15 protein-coding genes are annotated in these 17,677 nt (G+C 59.2%); 13 read left to right on the plus strand and 2 right to left on the minus strand.

Features of this window, described 5'->3' with window-relative positions; translation table 11 throughout:
• The first annotated feature begins 134 nt into the window (after nucleotides 1-134).
• Nucleotides 135-539 carry a methylglyoxal synthase gene (gene mgsA, locus DWY76_RS01440; protein WP_005939970.1) on the plus strand — a complete coding sequence of 135 codons (405 nt, stop codon included), beginning with the start codon at nucleotides 135-137 and terminating at the stop codon, nucleotides 537-539.
• Nucleotides 540-858: 319 nt separating this feature from the next.
• On the opposite strand, the gene DWY76_RS01445 is transcribed toward mgsA, so the two are convergent.
• Both DWY76_RS01445 and rnhA read right to left on the minus strand, forming a co-directional pair.
• On the minus strand, nucleotides 859-1,389 hold the full coding sequence (locus tag DWY76_RS01445) for a hypothetical protein (RefSeq protein ID WP_097778181.1): 531 nt from the start codon (nucleotides 1,387-1,389) through the stop codon (nucleotides 859-861).
• Complete coding sequence (rnhA, locus tag DWY76_RS01450) at nucleotides 1,386-1,850, minus strand: ribonuclease HI (protein WP_005939979.1); 465 nt, start codon at nucleotides 1,848-1,850, stop codon at nucleotides 1,386-1,388. The genes DWY76_RS01445 and rnhA overlap by 4 nt, the downstream gene beginning before the upstream one ends.
• Before the next feature lie 399 nt (nucleotides 1,851-2,249).
• Here rnhA and DWY76_RS01455 point away from each other — a divergent pair, with 399 nt between their 5' ends.
• From DWY76_RS01455 to DWY76_RS01510, 12 genes are all read left to right on the plus strand, one after another.
• The gene (locus DWY76_RS01455; RefSeq protein ID WP_120079469.1) at nucleotides 2,250-4,076 is read left to right on the plus strand and encodes a ribonuclease J; all 1,827 of its coding nucleotides are present in this window, start codon (nucleotides 2,250-2,252) and stop codon (nucleotides 4,074-4,076) included.
• A gap of 46 nt (nucleotides 4,077-4,122) precedes the next feature.
• Nucleotides 4,123-6,102 (plus strand): DHH family phosphoesterase, encoded by a 1,980-nt coding sequence (locus DWY76_RS01460; protein ID WP_243111881.1) that lies wholly within the window; start codon nucleotides 4,123-4,125, stop codon nucleotides 6,100-6,102.
• A gap of 23 nt (nucleotides 6,103-6,125) precedes the next feature.
• Nucleotides 6,126-7,229: a UDP-galactopyranose mutase gene (glf, locus tag DWY76_RS01465; RefSeq protein ID WP_120079471.1), complete on the plus strand. Its 1,104-nt coding sequence runs from the start codon at nucleotides 6,126-6,128 to the stop codon at nucleotides 7,227-7,229.
• 296 nt (nucleotides 7,230-7,525) lie between these two features.
• Nucleotides 7,526-7,981, plus strand: a complete 456-nt coding sequence (rplI, locus tag DWY76_RS01470; RefSeq protein ID WP_005939994.1) for a 50S ribosomal protein L9 — start codon at nucleotides 7,526-7,528, stop codon at nucleotides 7,979-7,981.
• An 80-nt stretch (nucleotides 7,982-8,061) separates the two neighbouring features.
• Entirely contained in the window at nucleotides 8,062-9,462 is a 1,401-nt protein-coding gene (gene dnaB / locus DWY76_RS01475) for a replicative DNA helicase (RefSeq protein ID WP_005939997.1), read from the plus strand.
• Nucleotides 9,462-10,919 (plus strand): tRNA lysidine(34) synthetase TilS, encoded by a 1,458-nt coding sequence (tilS, locus tag DWY76_RS01480; RefSeq protein WP_120079473.1) that lies wholly within the window; start codon nucleotides 9,462-9,464, stop codon nucleotides 10,917-10,919. Before dnaB ends, tilS begins: the two co-directional genes overlap by 1 nt.
• Nucleotides 10,916-11,464 carry a hypoxanthine phosphoribosyltransferase gene (gene hpt / locus DWY76_RS01485; RefSeq protein WP_005940003.1) on the plus strand — a complete coding sequence of 183 codons (549 nt, stop codon included), beginning with the start codon at nucleotides 10,916-10,918 and terminating at the stop codon, nucleotides 11,462-11,464. The genes tilS and hpt overlap by 4 nt, the downstream gene beginning before the upstream one ends.
• A gap of 33 nt (nucleotides 11,465-11,497) precedes the next feature.
• Nucleotides 11,498-13,669 (plus strand): ATP-dependent zinc metalloprotease FtsH, encoded by a 2,172-nt coding sequence (gene ftsH / locus DWY76_RS01490; RefSeq protein ID WP_120079475.1) that lies wholly within the window; start codon nucleotides 11,498-11,500, stop codon nucleotides 13,667-13,669.
• A 29-nt stretch (nucleotides 13,670-13,698) separates the two neighbouring features.
• The gene (locus DWY76_RS01495; RefSeq protein WP_120079477.1) at nucleotides 13,699-14,733 is read left to right on the plus strand and encodes a hypothetical protein; all 1,035 of its coding nucleotides are present in this window, start codon (nucleotides 13,699-13,701) and stop codon (nucleotides 14,731-14,733) included.
• Between the two features lie 70 nt (nucleotides 14,734-14,803).
• Entirely contained in the window at nucleotides 14,804-15,604 is an 801-nt protein-coding gene (locus tag DWY76_RS01500; RefSeq protein WP_165852546.1) for a hypothetical protein, read from the plus strand.
• 182 nt (nucleotides 15,605-15,786) lie between these two features.
• Nucleotides 15,787-16,776: a LacI family DNA-binding transcriptional regulator gene (locus tag DWY76_RS01505; RefSeq protein ID WP_120079481.1), complete on the plus strand. Its 990-nt coding sequence runs from the start codon at nucleotides 15,787-15,789 to the stop codon at nucleotides 16,774-16,776.
• Nucleotides 16,776-17,642, plus strand: a complete 867-nt coding sequence (locus tag DWY76_RS01510; protein WP_223387859.1) for an HAD family hydrolase — start codon at nucleotides 16,776-16,778, stop codon at nucleotides 17,640-17,642. The genes DWY76_RS01505 and DWY76_RS01510 overlap by 1 nt, the downstream gene beginning before the upstream one ends.
• The last annotated feature ends 35 nt before the right edge of the window (nucleotides 17,643-17,677 follow it).

Below are 17,677 nucleotides of genomic sequence, written 5' to 3' on the forward strand. Positions count from 1 at the left end.
CCCTGAAAAGAAAACAAAATTGAATATTCTGTATAAAAAACAGTTGTAAAAGATTGGATTTTGTGATATCATTTCAGGCAAAGGACTTTTTTACAAAAGCGTTCCAATCGTTTAGGAAGAGGAGAGGGTAACGGATGACGATTGCACTCATTGCGCATGACTCCAAAAAGGAGCTGATGGTTCAGTTTTGTACGGCGTACTGCCGCATCCTGAGCCAGCATAAACTGGTAGCGACCGGTACCACCGGTAAACTGATCGCAGAAGCTACCGGCTTACAGGTGCAGCGCTTTCTGGCCGGTGTGCAGGGCGGCGACCAGCAGATCGCATCCCGCATCGCCTGCAATGAGATCGACCTGTTGCTGTTCTTCCGTGATCCCATCAACGCAAAGCCCAGCGAACCCAACGAAATGACGCTGCTGCGCCTGTGCGATGTGCACAACATCCCCATGGCCACCAACATTGCCACTGCAGAAGTGCTCATCCATGGCTTGGAGCGCGGCGATCTGGATTGGCGCGATATCGTGCATCCCCAGAACTGACAAAACGATTTGGAATGGCTCCGCGTGTGCTGTGCCATATTCAGCGGAAACTATATTGATAATGCGAAAATCGGGAGCATCTGCGGATGTTCCCGATTTTCATTTTCACGGGAATGGGGTCCGAACCGTAGAATGCATTTCTGCCGCCGTGCGGCTGTTTCCGCAGGAAGCAAAAACAGCAGATGCCGTGTGCCGCAGCGGCCTTGCCTGTGAAAAAAAGAATTCCGGAAAATCTGCAGATTTTCCGGAATTCTAATATAAAAATAATGTTTCCGCTGAATATGGCCAGAGTGCAACGGAGGCCATTTGAAACGTACGGTTAAACTTTAAAATCCTCGGCCATTTCCGCCACATCCTCCGGGGCAAAATCGCCCAGCGGCAAGATCAGCCGTGCCAGCGTTTCCTGCGGCAGAGCTGCAAGAATCGTGCTGTCATCACTGCCGGTGCCTGCGGGCGGGCAGACGGTGTGCACGCCGTCTGCACCGGTCTCCACCCGGGCACGGTGAGTGGTTGCCACATATTGCATCCCAAGCTTGTCTGCAGCCGTCAGCAGGGCGGCAAACAGCGGCGTGCCGCCTTCGCCCAGAACGTCTGCGTCCTGCCCGGCCAGTGCTTCGGCGTTCAGCACGATGCACTCGATGCCAAGGGCCTCTGCTGCCTTTTTGGCGCTTTCCGCATCGGCGGTCTGTTCTGCTGCCAGCCGCACGGCAGCGCCCGCCACGGCAAAGCCCTGCTGCTGTAAAATGCGCACAGCTACGGCGCATTCTCTGCTGCCGTCCATCTGCACCAGAACCTTATCCTGACTCTCGTAGGTGTCGAACCCACTGCCGGGCAAAAATGTGTCGCTCATGTTCCCTGCCTCCCGCCATGTGCTTTGCTTTGGGCCACGGCCAGCTGGTCGCAGCGTTCGTTCTCCGGGTGGCCTGCGTGGCCCTTGACCCAGACATAGGTGATCTTGTGCCGGGCTTCCTGCTCCAGTGCCTGTGCCCAGAGGTCCGGGTTCAGGGCAGGGGAGCCATCTGCTTTTTTCCAGCCCCGGCGCTGCCAGTTTTTGGCCCAGCCCTTCTGAAGCCCGTTGATGACATACTGGCTGTCGGAGCACAGCCGTACCTCGCACGGCTCCTTGAGCTGGCGCAGTGCTTCGATAAAGGCTGTCAGCTCCATGCGGTTGTTGGTGGTGCTGTCGTCGCCGCCGCTCAGCTCTTTTTCGTAAACTTTGCCGTTAAAACGGTAGCGCAGCACGGCACCCCAGCCGCCCGGGCCGGGATTGCCGCTGCATGCGCCGTCGGTGTACACTTCGACCTGCTTCATGCGGTTCTCCTTCTAAAATGAGTTGCTTCTATTTAGCGCTATTTTCCGGCTTCTGTCAAGTGCGAATGTATATTCCGTGCCGGAGCTGCCAAACCTTGGAATTGACAAAAACGCCGGGAAATACTATACTTATCCTAACAAAATGCGTATAGGGGCGCACCGCAGGCGTGTGCCCGGGCGTTCCAACAGAAAAGCCACGGTCGCATCGAGCAGATGGACCTATCTGGCACAAAACCTCTTACGGAACAGGCAGCGGTTTGCAAAAAACACGCTGAGAAATAAATTCTATACGGTGCATCCAACGGAAGCCGATGCGATTTTTCAAGGTGCTTCCCATGCACAGCGCGGCTGTTCCCACAAGCGGGGACGGCCTGCGCTGTAATTATTTTGGAGGTCAGAATGGCACAGTCGAAAGAAAATACCAATAATTCCGCACGCAGCAAGGCAACAGCTGCTGCTCAGAGCACCGGCGCACCCGCCGCGCAGACGGGCGAAAAGCGCCCCCGCACCACCCGCCGCCCTTATTATAACCGTCGGCCCCGCCGCCCGCAGCAGCCCAGAGAGGCCGCTGTGCCTATCCACATCTACCCGCTGGGCGGTCTGGGCGAAGTGGGCAAGAACATGACCGTGTACGAGTGCAACGGCGACATGATCATCGTGGACTGCGGCCTTGTGTTCCCGGACAGCGACATGTACGGCGTGGACATGGTCATCCCGGACTTCACCTTTGTGGTGCAGAACAAGGATAAGATCAAGGGCCTGCTCATCACCCACGGCCACGAAGACCACATCGGCAGCATCCCGTATCTGCTGCAGAAACTTGACCTGCCCATCTATGGCACCCGCCTGACCTGCGGCCTGATCCGCAACAAGCTGGAGGAGTTCGGTCTGGCAGGCAAGACCAAGTTCGTGGAGATCACCCCCAGACAGAAGATCAAGCTGGGCTGCTTTACCATTGAGCCCATCCATGTGAACCACTCTATCCCGGATGCGGTGGCCTTTGCCATCGACAGCCCGGCTGGCACCATCATCCAGACCGGCGACTTCAAGATCGATTACACTCCGCTGGCCTGCGGCGTCACCGACCTGTCCACGCTGGCCGAGTACGGTCAGCGCGGCGTGCTGGCCCTGCTGAGCGATTCCACCAACTCCGAGCGTCCGGGCTTTACCGCCACCGAGCAGAAGGTGGCTGCAGGCGTGCGCAATCTGTTCGCCCGTGCCCGCAACAAGCGGATCATCATTGCCACCTTTGCTTCCAACATCTACCGCGTGCAGCAGATCATCGATCTGGCCGTGGAGGATGGCCGCAAGGTGGCATTCAGCGGCCGCAGCATGGTGAACAACACCGCCATGGCGCAGGAGCTGGGCTATATGCACATCCCGGAGGGCACCCTCATCAGCGTGGATGAGCTGAACCAGTATCCTCCGGAGCAGGTAGTGCTCATTACCACCGGCAGCCAGGGCGAACCCTTGAGTGCCCTTTCCCGCATGGCATCCTGCAGCCACCGTCAGGTGCGCGTGGGCCCCGGCGACTTCATTATCATTTCGGCAAATCCCATTCCCGGCAACGAGAAGAGCGTGACCAAGATCGTCAACGGTCTGCTGCTGCTGGGTGCAGAGGTCATTTACGAGAGCATGTACGATGTGCATGTTTCCGGCCACGCCTGTCAGGAAGAGCAGAAGCTCATGCTCACCCTGACGAAGCCCAAGTATTTCCTGCCGGTGCACGGCGAGTACAAGCAGCTCAAAAAGCATGCCCTCACCGCCGCAAGCCTTGGCATCCCTACCAGCAACATCCTCATTGCGGAGAACGGCTCCAACGTCATTCTCAGCCAGGACGAGATAAAGCTGGGTGAGCCTGTCACCGCCGGTGCAGTGATGGTGGACGGCCTTGGCGTGGGCGACGTGGGCAATGTGGTCCTGCGCGACCGCAAGCACCTGTCCGAGGACGGTCTGGTCATCATTGTGGCCACCGTGGACAGCAAGACCGGCAAGGTGCTGGCCGGCCCGGACCTTGTGAGCCGCGGCTTTGTGTATGTGCGTGAGAACGAGAGCCTGATGGACGGTGCACAGAGCATCGTGGAAAATGCGCTGGACCGCTGCGTGGATGAACATGTGCGCGACTGGAACAGCGTCAAGACCCGCGTGCGCGAGGCACTGAGCAGCTATATCTATCGGCGCACCAAGCGCAGCCCGATGATCCTTCCCATCCTGATGGAGGTCTGATCCGGGCACGCTGCCGCAAACAATGCGGCGGAAGGCAGGAGATTTGATGAAACAAAAACCAAGATGGACATTGGAGATGCTCACCGCCAGTCTGGCCGTGCTGTGCGGCCTGCTGGTGCTGGTGCTGCTGATCCAGCGGCCCACGGCATGGCTGGCGCTGCTGGCACTGGTGGTGCTATGGGGCGTTGTGGTGGTGCTGTTCCGCTGCCAGCTGCGCAAGTGGGTGGCCCGGTGGATGTGCGGCGGCAGCTTTGAAGGCTCCAAGCTGCAGTTCAGTCTGGAACCGCTCTCTCAGCCGGCCGCGCTGCTTTCCGGTGAGACGGTGCTGTGGTACAATGCACAGTTCCGCACCCGCCTGTTGAACGGGCAGGATGCGCTGGTGAACCGCGTGCAGAAGGTGCTGCCCGGCCTTGATCTGCAGCAGTGCCGCAAGCAGGAGGGCCAGCTGCTGACCCTCGCGGACGGCATGTGGAGCGTACACAGCTCCACGGTGCCCGGCGATGCGGAGAGCATGACCCTGCTGGTGCTGAACGAGGAGACCGCCCTGCGCAAGGTGGAGGCGGAATACAAAGCCAGCCGTCCGGGCTATCTGGTGTTTCTGGTGGACGGCTACGACGATGTGTTCGGTGACATGCTGGACAGCGAGCGTGCCCGCCTGCTGGAAGGCATCAACCGCACGCTGGAGGATATGATCGGCCGGGGCAGCGGCTTTTTGCGCCGTGTGGCCAGCGGCCGCTATATCGCTGTGGTGGAAGAGCGCCAGATGGAGCAGTTCGCAAACCGCGGCTACGATGTGCTGGATAAGATCCGTGCGCTGGATCCCAGCGTGAACCTTTCGCTGTCCATCGGCATTGGCCGCGGGGCCAAGACCCTGCGGGAAGCCCAGGATATGGCCGTGCAGGCGCTGGATATGGCGCAGGGCCGCGGCGGCGATCAGGCCGCTGAAATGACACCGGACGGCTTTACGTTCTACGGCGGCGTGAGCCACGGTGTGGAAAAGCGCAGCAAGGTGCGCAGCCGCATCGTGGCCGATCAGCTGGTGAAGCTGATCAAGGAAGCAGATCATGTAGTCATTATGGGCCACCGCATGAGCGATCTGGATGCCATCGGCTCCGCCGAGGGCGTGCTGCGCATCTGCAAAATATGCGATGTCCCGGCGGTGATCGCGGTGCGGCGTGACGCTACCCTTGCGGGCAGCCTGATCGATGCATTGTGCCGTGCAGGCCAGAAGGACGACTTTATCGACCCGAAGGACGCACTGCCTATCATCTCCAAGCGCACTTTGTGCATCGTGGTGGATACATATCAGGTGGGCCTTGTGGAAAGCAAGGATATTCTGGAAAAATGCGGCAAGGTAGCCGTGATCGACCACCACCGCAAGGGCGTGGGCTACATCGAGAACCCGGCGTTGGTCTGCCATGAGCCGTATTCTTCCTCGGCCAGTGAGCTGGTCACGGAGCTTTTGCAGTACGTGGGCGAGCGCGACGACAAGCCCAACCGTGTGGAGGCCGAAGGCCTTTTGTCCGGCATCATGCTGGATACCCGCGATTTTACCCTGCACACCGGTGTGCGTACCTTTGAAGCTGCCGCTGCGCTGCGCCGCTATGGCGCGGAGACGGAGCGGGTGCGCCAGCTGTTCGATGTGACCATGGTGGAGTACAATGCCAAGGCAGATCTGGTGGAAAAAGCACGCATGTACAAAAATTGCGCGATCTCCGTCAGCGGCGAGGTGGCACCGGAGGCCCGCGTGGCCATTGCACAGGCGGCAAACGACCTGCTGACCATTCAGGGCGTGGATGCCAGCTTTGTGGCAGTGCAGGTGGGCACAGGCGTGAACATCTCGGCCCGCAGTCTGGGTGCCGTGAACGTGCAGGTGATCATGGAATCTTTGGGCGGCGGCGGCCACCAGACCATGGCAGCAGCACAGCTCAAGCATATCACGCCGGAAGCAGCCCGTGCCCGCATCGAAGGTGCCATCGACAAATACTATGCATCGCAAAAAAAGGGCGATGTAGAAGGAAAATAAACGGAACAGAGAGGATCACACCCATGAAACAGTACGATTACCTGATCGTTGGTGCCGGCCTTTACGGCGCGGTCTTTGCACAGGAAGCAAAAAAGGCAGGCAAGAAGTGCCTTGTGATCGATAAGCGCAGCCACATTGCAGGCAATATCTACACGGAGCCGGTGGAGGGAATCAACGTCCACCGCTACGGTGCACATATCTTCCACACCAACAACAAGGCTGTGTGGCAGTATGTGAACCAGTTTGCAGAGTTCAACCGCTACACCAACAGCCCGGTGGCAAACTACCACGGCGAGATCTACAACCTGCCCTTCAATATGAACACCTTTAATAAGATGTGGGGCGTTGTTACCCCTGCCGAAGCCAAGGCCAAGATCGAAGAGCAAAAGAAGGAAGCAGGCATCACCGACCCGCAGAATCTGGAAGAGCAGGCCATCAGCCTTGTGGGCACCGATATCTACGAAAAGCTTATCAAGGGCTACACTGGCAAGCAGTGGGGCCGCCCTTGCACCGAACTGCCGGCCTTCATCATCAAGCGTCTGCCGGTGCGCTTCACCTACGACGACAACTATTTCAACGCACTGTATCAGGGCATTCCCAATGGCGGCTACACCGCCATGGTGGAAAAGATGCTGGACGGCACCGAGGTGCGGCTGAATGTGGACTATCTGGCCGACCGCGAAAATCTGAACGCTCTGGCCGAGAAGGTGGTCTACACCGGCCCGGTGGATGCCTACTTTGGCTACAAGCTGGGTGCTCTGCAGTACCGCAGCGTCCGCTTTGAGACCGAGGTGCTGGACACCGACAACTATCAGGGCAACGCAGTGGTCAACTATACCGATGCGGAAACTCCCTACACCCGCATCATCGAGCACAAGCACTTTGAGTTCGGCACCCAGCCCAAAACGGTCATCAGCCGCGAGTACAGCGCTGAGTGGAAGAAGGGCGACGAGCCGTACTACCCCGTCAATGACGAGAAGAACGGTGCCCTGTATGCCGAGTACAAGAAGCTGGCCGATGCGGAGCCGGACGTGATCTTCGGCGGCCGTCTGGGCGAGTATAAGTACTATGACATGGACAAGGTCATTGAGGTGGCTCTGGACGTGGCTGCAAAGGAACTGAAATAAGAAAACTCCTTCAGTCATCACTTGCGTGATGCCAGCTGTTCCCCTTCTGGCACTTTGTGCCACCTCCCCCGGCCGGGGGAGTCTGTCTCAAAGAAGGAGCCTCTGGCGAAAAGGACAAGCCTTCGGTTTTGCCAAAGGCCCCATCTCAGAGGGGGCTGTCTGCGAAGCGGACTGGGGGAGTTCACTTGAGGATAATGCTGCAATGCGCGCTTCCTCTTGCTCAAAAGCGACAAATGCGCTATACTATAAACACAACAACTGCACCGGTTTTCCGGTGAGAAGTGAGGGATAACATCATGAAAGTGATTCTCAAGCAGGATATCAAGGGCATTGGCAAGAAGGACGAGATCCACGAGGTCTCCGACGGCTACGCCCGCAACTATCTGTTCCCGCGCAAGCTGGCCGCTGTGGCAGATGCCAGCGCTGTGAACGTTGCCCGCAGCAAGGAAGCTGCTGCCGATTTCCACGAGGCTGAGACCGTAGCTGCTGCCAAGGATCTGGCCGCAAAGATCGAGGGCAAGACCGTGACCATCAAGGCCAAGGGCGGTGCATCCGGCCGTCTGCACGGCAAAGTCACCGGCAAGGAAGTTGCCGATGCTTTGGCTCAGCTGGCAGGCGCACCCATCGATAAGAAGAAGATCGAGCTGGAGACCAAGGACATCAAGGATGCCGGTGTGTTCAACGGCAAGGTCCGTCTGCACGTTGGTGTGGTCGCTTCTTTCAAAATTATGGTGGAAGTGGAACAGGCCTGATTTTTCTGCCATCTGCGCCCCCTCACAGCAGGGGGCGCTTTTTGGCTTTTCAGCGAAATGATGCAAAAGGATAAACTACCATGCCGAACGAACGACATTATTCCAATGAACTGAATCTGGAAAGCGTGGGCATCAACCTGCCCTACAACATGCAGGCAGAGCAGAGCGTGCTGGGTGCGGTGCTGCTCAAACCGGAAACGCTCACCGACTTGGTGGAGATCATCCGGCCGGAGATGTTCTACACCCGGCAGAATGCGCAGATCTACTCCGAAATGCTGCGCCTGTTCACCGCCGACCAGACCATCGACTTTGTGACGTTGCTGGACGCTGTTATCTCGGACGGCGTGTTCCCCAGTGCCGACGAAGCAAAGGTGTACCTGACCGGCCTTGCCGAGACGGTGCCCAGCATCTCCAATGTGAAGGCCTATGCCCAGATCGTGCAGGAAAAGTATCTGGTGCGCCAGCTGATGGGCGTTGCAAAGGACATCCTGCAGGATGCCGGAGATGAGCCGGATGCCGACCTGCTGCTGGAAAACGCGGAGCAACGCATTTATGAGATCCGCTCCGGCCGCGATTCCAGCGCACTGACACCGCTTTCCTCCAGCATGGTGGAGACCCTGACCAACCTGCAGAAGATCAGCGGCCCGGATGCGGACAAATACAAGGGCATCCCCACAGGCTTCCGCCTGCTGGATACGGTGCTCACCGGCCTTGGCCGCGGCGATCTCATCATCCTTGCGGCCCGCCCCGGTATGGGCAAGACCAGCTTTGCGCTGAACATCGCCACCCGCGTGGCCATGCAGCAGAAGGTGCCGGTGGCCATTTTCAGCTTGGAAATGACCAAGGAACAGCTTACCAACCGCATCCTTTCTGCTGAGGCCGGCATCGACAGTCAGGCATTCCGCACCGGTGCCCTGCGCGCCGAGGACTGGGAATATCTGGCCCTTGCCACCGAAAAGCTGCACGATGCACCCATCTATATGGACGATACCTCCGGCATCACCATCACCGAAATGAAGGCGAAGATCCGCCGGGTGAATCAGGATCCCACCCGCCCGAATGTGGGCCTCATCGTCATCGACTATCTGCAGCTGATGACCACCGGCCAGCGCAGCGAGAACCGCGTGCAGGAGATCAGCTCCATCACCCGAAACCTCAAGATCATGGCAAAGGAAATGAATGTGCCCATCATCGCACTTTCTCAGCTGTCCCGTGCGGTGGAAAAGCAGGGCAACAATTCCAGCCACCGGCCCCAGCTTTCCGACCTGCGCGATTCTGGTTCTATCGAGCAGGATGCCGACTGCGTTCTGTTCCTGTACCGCGATTCCTACTATGCCAGCCAGAACCCGGACGGCGCTGAGGTGGATGCCGATACGGCAGAGTGCATCGTGGCGAAGAACCGTCACGGCGAGACCAGCACGGTGCCGCTGGGCTGGGATGGTGCCCACACCCGCTTTATGGATGTGGACTTTAAACGCTGATGAACAATGAAAAAATTCTGGCGCATGTGCGCATGTTTGTTCTGCGAGAAAAGCTGCTTTGTCCGGGCGAGCCGCTGCGCTTGGCCGCGGCAGTGTCCGGCGGGGCAGACAGCATGGCACTGCTGCGCATCCTGCTGGCCCTGCAGCCGGAGTTCGGGTTTGCGCTTTCGGCCTGCCATGTGAACCACGGCCTGCGCGGCAAGACCGCCGACCGGGACGAAGCCTTTGTGCGGGCGGAATGCGCCCGGCTGGGTGTGCCGCTGCGGGTGTTCCATGCTGCAGAGATGGCCGACGAAGTGGGCCTGCCGTCGGAACATGCCGGGGAGGACTGGGCGCGCCGCCTGCGCTATGCCTGCTTTGCGCGTTTGTGCGGGGAGGGGATAGATGTCGTTGCAACGGCCCATACTGCAAATGATCAGGCTGAGACCCTGCTGCTGCGGCTGGCCCGGGGCACGGGGCTGCACGGTGCGGCAGGCATCCGGCCAAAGCGCGGGTGCTACCTGCGGCCATTGCTGGCCCTTACCCGGCAGGATACCGAAAGTTTCTGCCGCGCAGCCGGGCAGGCATGGGTCACAGATGAGACGAACGCGACCGATGCCTATGCCCGCAACCGGGTGCGCCGTGCGGCGCTGCCTGCGCTGCAAAGCACCAACGGCGCAGCGGCGGAAAACCTTGCCCGCTTCTGCGAGAAGGCAGCCCGCGCGGATGCCTATTTTGCCCGGAAGGCCGAAGAGCTGCTTTCCGCTGCACGTCTGGATGCGGCACAGGCTGCCATCAAAAGCCCGGAAGCCTGCACGATGTGGCGGCTGGGCCCGCTTTCCGCTGCGGATGCGCCTGTTCTGGAAGCGGCCATGCATTCGCTGACGGCTCCCGTGCGTGACGCAGAGGAAAAATATGTGCAGCTGCTGTGCGGCCTTGTGCGGCGCGGCAGCGGTGCGGTACAGCTGACTGACCGGGTGCGCTTTTGTGCCAAAGACGGATGCTTCTGGCAGGAGATTGTGCCGGAACGGCCCCGGCAGCAGGAAGACAAACGGCCGGAAAGCCAGCCCTTTCAGCCGGAAAAACAGGCAGAATACTGCCTTGCGGGCGGCTGGAAGGTGACTGCAGGGCTTTTTACGGCTGATTTTGAAGAAAAAATACAAGTCGTTCATAAAAAAGACTTAAAAAATCAGGCGGATTATGCTAGAATAACTACGTTGTATGCTGGTCTTGTCCTGCGCACCCGCCAGCCGGGAGATGTCTACCGCCCGGCGGGGCGAAGTGTACACAACCGGCTGCGCAAGTGGATGAACGAAACGGGCATCCCAGCCAGCCAGCGCGATCAGCTGCCGCTGCTGGCGGCGGGCAGCGAAGTACTGTGGGTCTGCGGTGCGGGCTTTGCCGAGGGCCTTGCCCCGGATGCAGACACTGCGCAGGTGCTGCAGATGGAAATGGAACATAGGGAGGAAATAACATGAGTATGCATGATGATATCAAGACTGTTCTGGTCAGTGAAGAAGAGTTAAAGGCAAAGGTTGCTGAGCTGGGTGCCCAGATCAGCAAGGATTACGAGGGCAAGAACCTTGTTCTGGTGTCCATCCTCAAGGGCTCGGTGGTGTTTATGGCCGACCTGATGCGTGCGGTGAGCATTCCCTGCAGCATCGATTTTATGGTGGTGTCCAGCTACGGTGGCAGCAACACTGTTACCAGCGGCCTTGTAAAGATCATCAAGGATCTGGACGGTGATCTGTCCGGCAAGGATGTGCTGATCGTGGAGGATATTCTGGATACCGGCGTCACCCTCTCAAATCTGGTGCCCATGCTCAAGATGCGCAACCCCAACTCGGTAAAGATCTGCACTATTCTGGACAAGCCCAGCCGCCGCAAGGCCGATATCCAGCCTGACTACGAGGGCTTCCAGGTGCCGGACGAGTTCGTGGTGGGCTACGGTCTGGACTACGATGAAAAATACCGCAACCTGCCTTATGTGGGTGTGCTCAAGCCTGAAGTCTACGAGAAGTGATTTCTCACACTATAATTCATCCAAGAACTGGAGTTGATTTTTTTGCAATCCAAAAGACCCCGTTTCAATCCGCTGATCCTTGCTCTGGCGCTGGCGGCGGTGCTGATGGTCTGGTCGGTGCTGGGCGGCACCGGCTCTGCCAGCAGCTCATCCATGGAATATTCCACGGTAGTGCATTATTTTGAAAGCCTGCAGGTCACGCAGTTCTCGCTGGACCTGAACACCGGTGTCATCACCATGAACCTCAAGGAAGGCGGCAAAAATAACCTGCCCCTGCCCGATACCACGTCCCAGAGCACCACGCAGGCCACCGGCGGACTGCTGAGCGGTATGCTGTCCTCCTCGGATGAGGATACTGCTGCGCAGAAGAACAGCGACGGCACTGTGACTGTGCGCTACAAGCTGCCCTATGCATCCATGTTCGTCAAGTATGTGGGCGACTACATTGCCGCCTACGATGCCGCAAACCCGGATGCTCCCATGGTGTACGATTATACCCCTGTCAAGGAAAACATCCCATGGATGGAGATCCTGTTCTATCTGGCAATGCTGGGCTGCACCGGCTTCCTGCTGTTCTCCATGATGCGCGGCGGTGCTGGCGGCGGCGGGATCATGAACGTTGGCAAAGCCAAGGTGAAGGACGAGCACGAGAACCAAAAGACAGCCACCTTTGCCGATGTTGCCGGTGAGGACGAGGAAAAGGAAGAGCTGAAAGAGGTCGTGGAGTTCCTGAAAAGCCCGGAGAAGTTCAACACTCTGGGCGCACGCATTCCCCACGGCGTGCTGCTGGTAGGCCCTCCGGGCACCGGCAAGACCCTGCTGGCCCGCGCCTGCGCAGGCGAGGCCGGTGTGCCTTTCTATTCCATTTCCGGCTCTGACTTTGTGGAAATGTACGTCGGCGTGGGTGCATCCCGCGTGCGTGACCTGTTCGATAAGGCAAAGAAGTCCATGCCCTGCATCATCTTCATTGATGAGATCGATGCTGTGGGCCGTCAGCGCGGTGCCGGTCTGGGCGGCGGCCACGATGAACGCGAGCAGACCCTGAACCAGCTGCTGGTGGAAATGGACGGCTTTGAGGCCAACGACGGCATCATCGTCATGGCGGCCACCAACCGTGCCGACATTCTGGATAAGGCCCTGCTGCGTCCGGGCCGCTTTGACCGTCAGGTCTATGTGGGCTTGCCGGATGTCAAGGGCCGTGAGGAAATCCTCAAGGTCCACACCAAAAAGAAGCCGCTGGCCCCGGATGTCTCTCTCAGGGTCATTGCACAGCGCACCGCAGGCTTTGCGGGCGCAGACCTTGAGAACCTTGTCAACGAAGCGGCCCTGCTGGCTGCACGCCGCAACCGCAAGGCCATTACCATGGAGGATATCGAGGAAGCTTCCATGAAGGTGATGGCTGGCCCGGAGAAGAAGAGCCGCGTTGTGACCCCGGAGGAAAAGAAGCTGACTGCTTACCACGAGGCAGGCCACGCTGTGGCGGGCTTCTACTGCAAGCATCACCCCCGTGTGCACGAGATCACCATTATCCCGCGTGGTCAGGCTGGCGGCTACACCATGTACCTGCCCGAGAAAGACCGCAGCTACGTGACAAAGGGCGAAATGTTCGAGGATATCGTTTCCAGTCTGGGCGGCCGCGTGGCCGAACAGCTGATCCTGGAGGATATCTCCACCGGTGCTTCCAATGATCTGCAGCAGGCCACCAACATTGCCCGCCAGATGATCACCAAGTACGGCTTCTCGGAGCGGCTTGGCCCTGTGGTGTACGGTACCTCGCAGGAGGAAACCTTCCTGGGCCGCGATCTGGGTCAGGGCAAGGGCTACAGCGAGACCACCGCTGCCGAGATCGACGGCGAGATGCGGGATATCATTGATGAAGCCTACGAGACCTGCCGCCGCACCCTGACCGAGCACATCGATCAGCTGCACGCGCTGGCACAGGCCCTGATGGAACGCGAGAAGCTCAACGAGCAGGAGTTCAACACCATTATGGCGGGCGGCACACTGCCCCCGCGTGAAGGCGATGAGCCGAAGCCGGAACAGCCTGCTCAGACCGTGCAGGCTGCCCCTGCAGAGACCGCTCAGCAGGCCGAAACTGCTGAACCTGCAGAGACCGCTGAGCCTGCCGAACAGGCCGAAACGGCCCAGCCGCTGCCGGAGACCGCTGCACCGGAAACGCCGGATGCACAGGATCCGCAGAACTGATTTGATCCCAATGGAAAGGAGCGAGTGTCGTGGAGGAAAATTTTAACCCGGTCGCACGGACCCGCGCAAACTATTACACCCCCGGCAGCCCGGTGCAGTTCGTCTGCGTGGAGCTGCTCAAGGGTGATGTCAGCGGGGAGCACGCGGTCTGCCTGACCTTCAAGAATATTTCCAAGGTGACCCTGACCGCGCTGGAGATCCACTTCAAGTGCAAGGGCGTGGACGGCGTGATCCTGTGCGAGGACCGGTTCGAGTACCGTGACTTGGAAGTAAAGCCCGGCGAACTGTTTGGCATGGACGATGCGGTGTTCGTTACCGCAAAGGCCATCACCAGCGTGGATGTTTCGCTGTGCAACGTGTACAACGGCAAGCGGGTGGTGCATCTGGACGGCATCAAGCGCGTGCGCCTGCCTGCCCCCAAGCGCCTGTCTACTGAGCTGGAAAAGGCGCTGGAGACCCGCATGAACCGCCAGGAGCTGAAGTATCAGCCGCAGGTGTTTGAAAATGGCTGGTACTGCGCCTGCGGTGCCTTCCACCCGAAGGAGGAGGATACCGTGTACTGCTCGGAGTGCGGCTGCGACCGCATCCTGCTGCAGAACGCGCTGAACACCCTGCTGCAGCCGGAACAGCCTGCCCAGACCGAGCCGGAACTGGAAACGCCTCTTGCCCCGCAGGCCGAAGAGCCTACCCGCATTATGGGCGCAGCGCCCGTGCAGGAGGAGCCGACCCGGATCATGGGTGCACCGTGCCGTGAAGCAGAACCACAGCCGGAAGAACCTGCTGCAGAGCAGACCCGTGTGATGGATGCCGGAATGCGGGCACAGTTCCCGGGCAGGGCATCCCATGCAGCTGCAGACGAAGGCACCCGTGTGATGCCTGCTGCAGCCCGCCGTGCACAGCCGATATCTCAGCAGCCGGAGCCTGCCTATGACGGCGAGGAAGAATACGAGGACGAGCGCGACAGCGTGGCCGAAGCGCTGATCCGCTGGGTGCCGCCCATCACTGCCATTGTCTGTGCAGCAGTGGCACTGTGCGGCTTCGTGTATTACCAGTTCGTGCTGTAACACAAACAGCAGCGGAGAGGGCGGTATGCCTTCTCCGCTTTTTTGTATGCCAGAAGAAGGGAGAACCATTATGCCGGAAGAAGCCTTACAGGCTGCCTTTGAGATCAAGACTGCCTGCGATGAGATCAGCCGCCGCCTGCTGCGCTGGCACTGGGAGCACAAACCCGGTGCGCACAGCTTGGGTGCACTGCTGGATCACGTTGCACAGCGCCAGCAGGAAAGCCCGGACTACTACGACCGTATGCCGGATCTTTCCGGCAAAAACAGCTGGCAGCAGCTGGATACCACCATTTGTATGCGGGTTCTGCTGGACCCGGAAAAGGATGCCGCCAAACCGCTGGACCTGCTGGGCAATACCAGCAATCCGGGTGCGGCCCGCCGCGCCTGCAATGCTGTGCGCACCGCCCGCAACGAAGCCGCCCACGCCACCGATCACACCGATGCCGCTCAGGCGGCGATCCTGTTCAACGAGGCGGTGGAGAGCTTGGAAGACGGCTATGTGGGCACGGCTTTCCGCGAGAATGAGCTTGCCCGCTATTACCGCGATGCAGAAAATTATCTGGCACGCTGCGGCGCAAAGGAGCCGATCGCATCCAGCCGTGCGCCGGAAGAAAAAACGGCTGCGCACGAGCCAGCCCGCCAGAGCACAAAGCAGGGCCAGAACCGCAGCGCCCAGAGCCGCAAAACGGCCGGCAGCCGTTCCTCCGGCAGCAGAAGCACCACAGCGCGCAGCAGCTCGGCCAAAAGCCGCAGCACGGCAGGCCGCAAAAAGAAACAGAGAAGAACTGGCAATAAAACCGTGTTTATCGTTCTGCTGGTGGTCCTGCTGCTGGGGCTTGCCGTGCGTGCATGGAGCATGGGCGCAGCCTGACCGCCTGTAATGCCCTGCTTCTCAGAAAAAAGCCGTCTTTTGTACACAGTTGCCAGAAAAACAAAAATGCGTTCGGAATAAACCGGGAAAAGCGCATCTTGCGGGATGGATGAAAGCGGTTTATAATAAGCATGAAAACGTTTACACATAACAATGCATCCCAAAAGAGAGAAGTACTGCAAATGACCATCAGTGATATTGCAAAAATGGCGGGTGTATCCAGTGCGGCGGTCAGCCGCTACCTGAACGGAGGCCCCCTGAGCGAACAGAAGAGGGCTGTCATCCACGAGGTAGTGGAAAAGACCGGCTACCGCCCGGATACCGCCGCCCAGACTCTGCGCACCGGAAAAGTGAATCAGGTTGGGGTGATCGCTCCCAGCATCGGCTCCCAGTCGGTGGGGCAGATCACGGCAGGCATTGCCAGTGAGCTGGATGCAAAGAGCTATCTGATGCTGCTGGGAAACACCGAGCTGGACGCTCAGCGGGAATTGGGCTATCTGACTGCCATGCAGCGCAACCACGTGGCGGGCATCATCCTGCTGGGCAGCTATTATACTCCTCAGCTGGCGCAGGCGCTGAAAAACTGCCGTGTGCCGGTGGTGGTAACAGGCCAGCGTTTTCAGGATGTGGCCTGCGTGTACAACGACGACCGCACTGCAGCCCGGGAACTTGCCCAGCGGATGCTGGACCATGGCCGCAAAAGGATCGTTTATATTGGCGGTACAGAGCGGGACGATGCCACCGGCGTGCAGCGCCGTGAGGGCGTGCAGGATGCGCTGAACGCTGCCGGACTGAACGGCGAACAGATGCCCCGCATCTGCTGCAACGCCTTTACCATGGAGGAGGGCCAGCGCTGTATGCAGGAACTGCTGGTGCGCTGCCCGGATCTGGACGGTGTGGTCTGCGTGACTGACACGGTGGCCTTTGGTGCCATGCGTGCCCTGCGGGAAGCAGGACGGCATGTGGGGCAGGATGTGGGTCTTGCAGGCGTTGGCGACAGCTGGGCTGGCAGCATGATGGAACCGGGGCTGGCCACGGTGCGCTTTTACCAGAAGCAGGTGGGGCAGGAGGCTGCCCGGATCCTGCTGCAGATGCTGGAAGAAAATGGGAGCAGCGGGCCTGTGCGTCAGGTGACGCTGGGCTATCAGATCATGGAGCGAGGCTCCCTTTGATGATAAAGGATAAAAGTATGGGTCGTAAGCTGATTTTTCTGGATATTGACGGCACGCTGCTGCCGCCGGGTGATATGCTCATCCCGGAAAGCACTCTGGCTGCACTGGATCGCGCCAGAGCAAACGGACACAAGCTGTTTTTGTGCACCGGCCGCAACCACCGCATGACCGAACCGCTGCTGCGGCACGACTGCTTTGCGGGCGCAGTGTGCAGCGCCGGCGGCTATGTGTTGTGCGATGGCAAGACTCTGGTGGATATCCCCATGGAGCCGCAGCAGGCTGAAGGCGTGCGCGCGGCGCTGGAACGCAATGGCGTGGAGTGCACGCTGGAAGCCCGGGATGCCACCTTTGGCGGAAGCAAAATGGCTGAGAGGTGGAAGTTTATCCACAAAAAGAACGATGCACCGCTGAACAGCGAAGCAGAGCGCTGGCGCAAAGCCATGGAAGAGGGCATGTCCATCCTGCCGCTTTCCGATTACAAAGGGGAACCGCTGTATAAGATCGTGTTCATTGCCGACCACGAGAGCGACCTTGCCGAGGCAAAGCAGCTCTATGCCGACCAGTTCGTGTTCTGCGAGAGCAAGCTGGACAGCCTGACCGATGGCTTTGTGAATGGTGAGCTCATCAACCGCAAATTTGATAAGGGCACCGGAATCAAGGCCATCTGTGATCATCTGGGCTGCACGCTGGCGGATACCATCGGCTTTGGTGACAGCGATAATGACCTGCAGATGACCGATGTGGCGGGCATCAGTGTGTGTATGGCCAATGGCTCCGAAAACCTGAAAAAGCGGTGCGACCGCATTGCTCCCTCGGTATACGAGGACGGCATTGCAAAGGAGTTCAAGGCGCTGGGTCTGATCTGAAAAAACAACAAAGGCTGCGGCAGGGATAAGACCCG

Origin of the sequence: Faecalibacterium sp. AF27-11BH (assembly GCF_003603005.1) — a bacterium.
Classification (GTDB): domain Bacteria; phylum Bacillota; class Clostridia; order Oscillospirales; family Ruminococcaceae; genus Faecalibacterium; species Faecalibacterium taiwanense.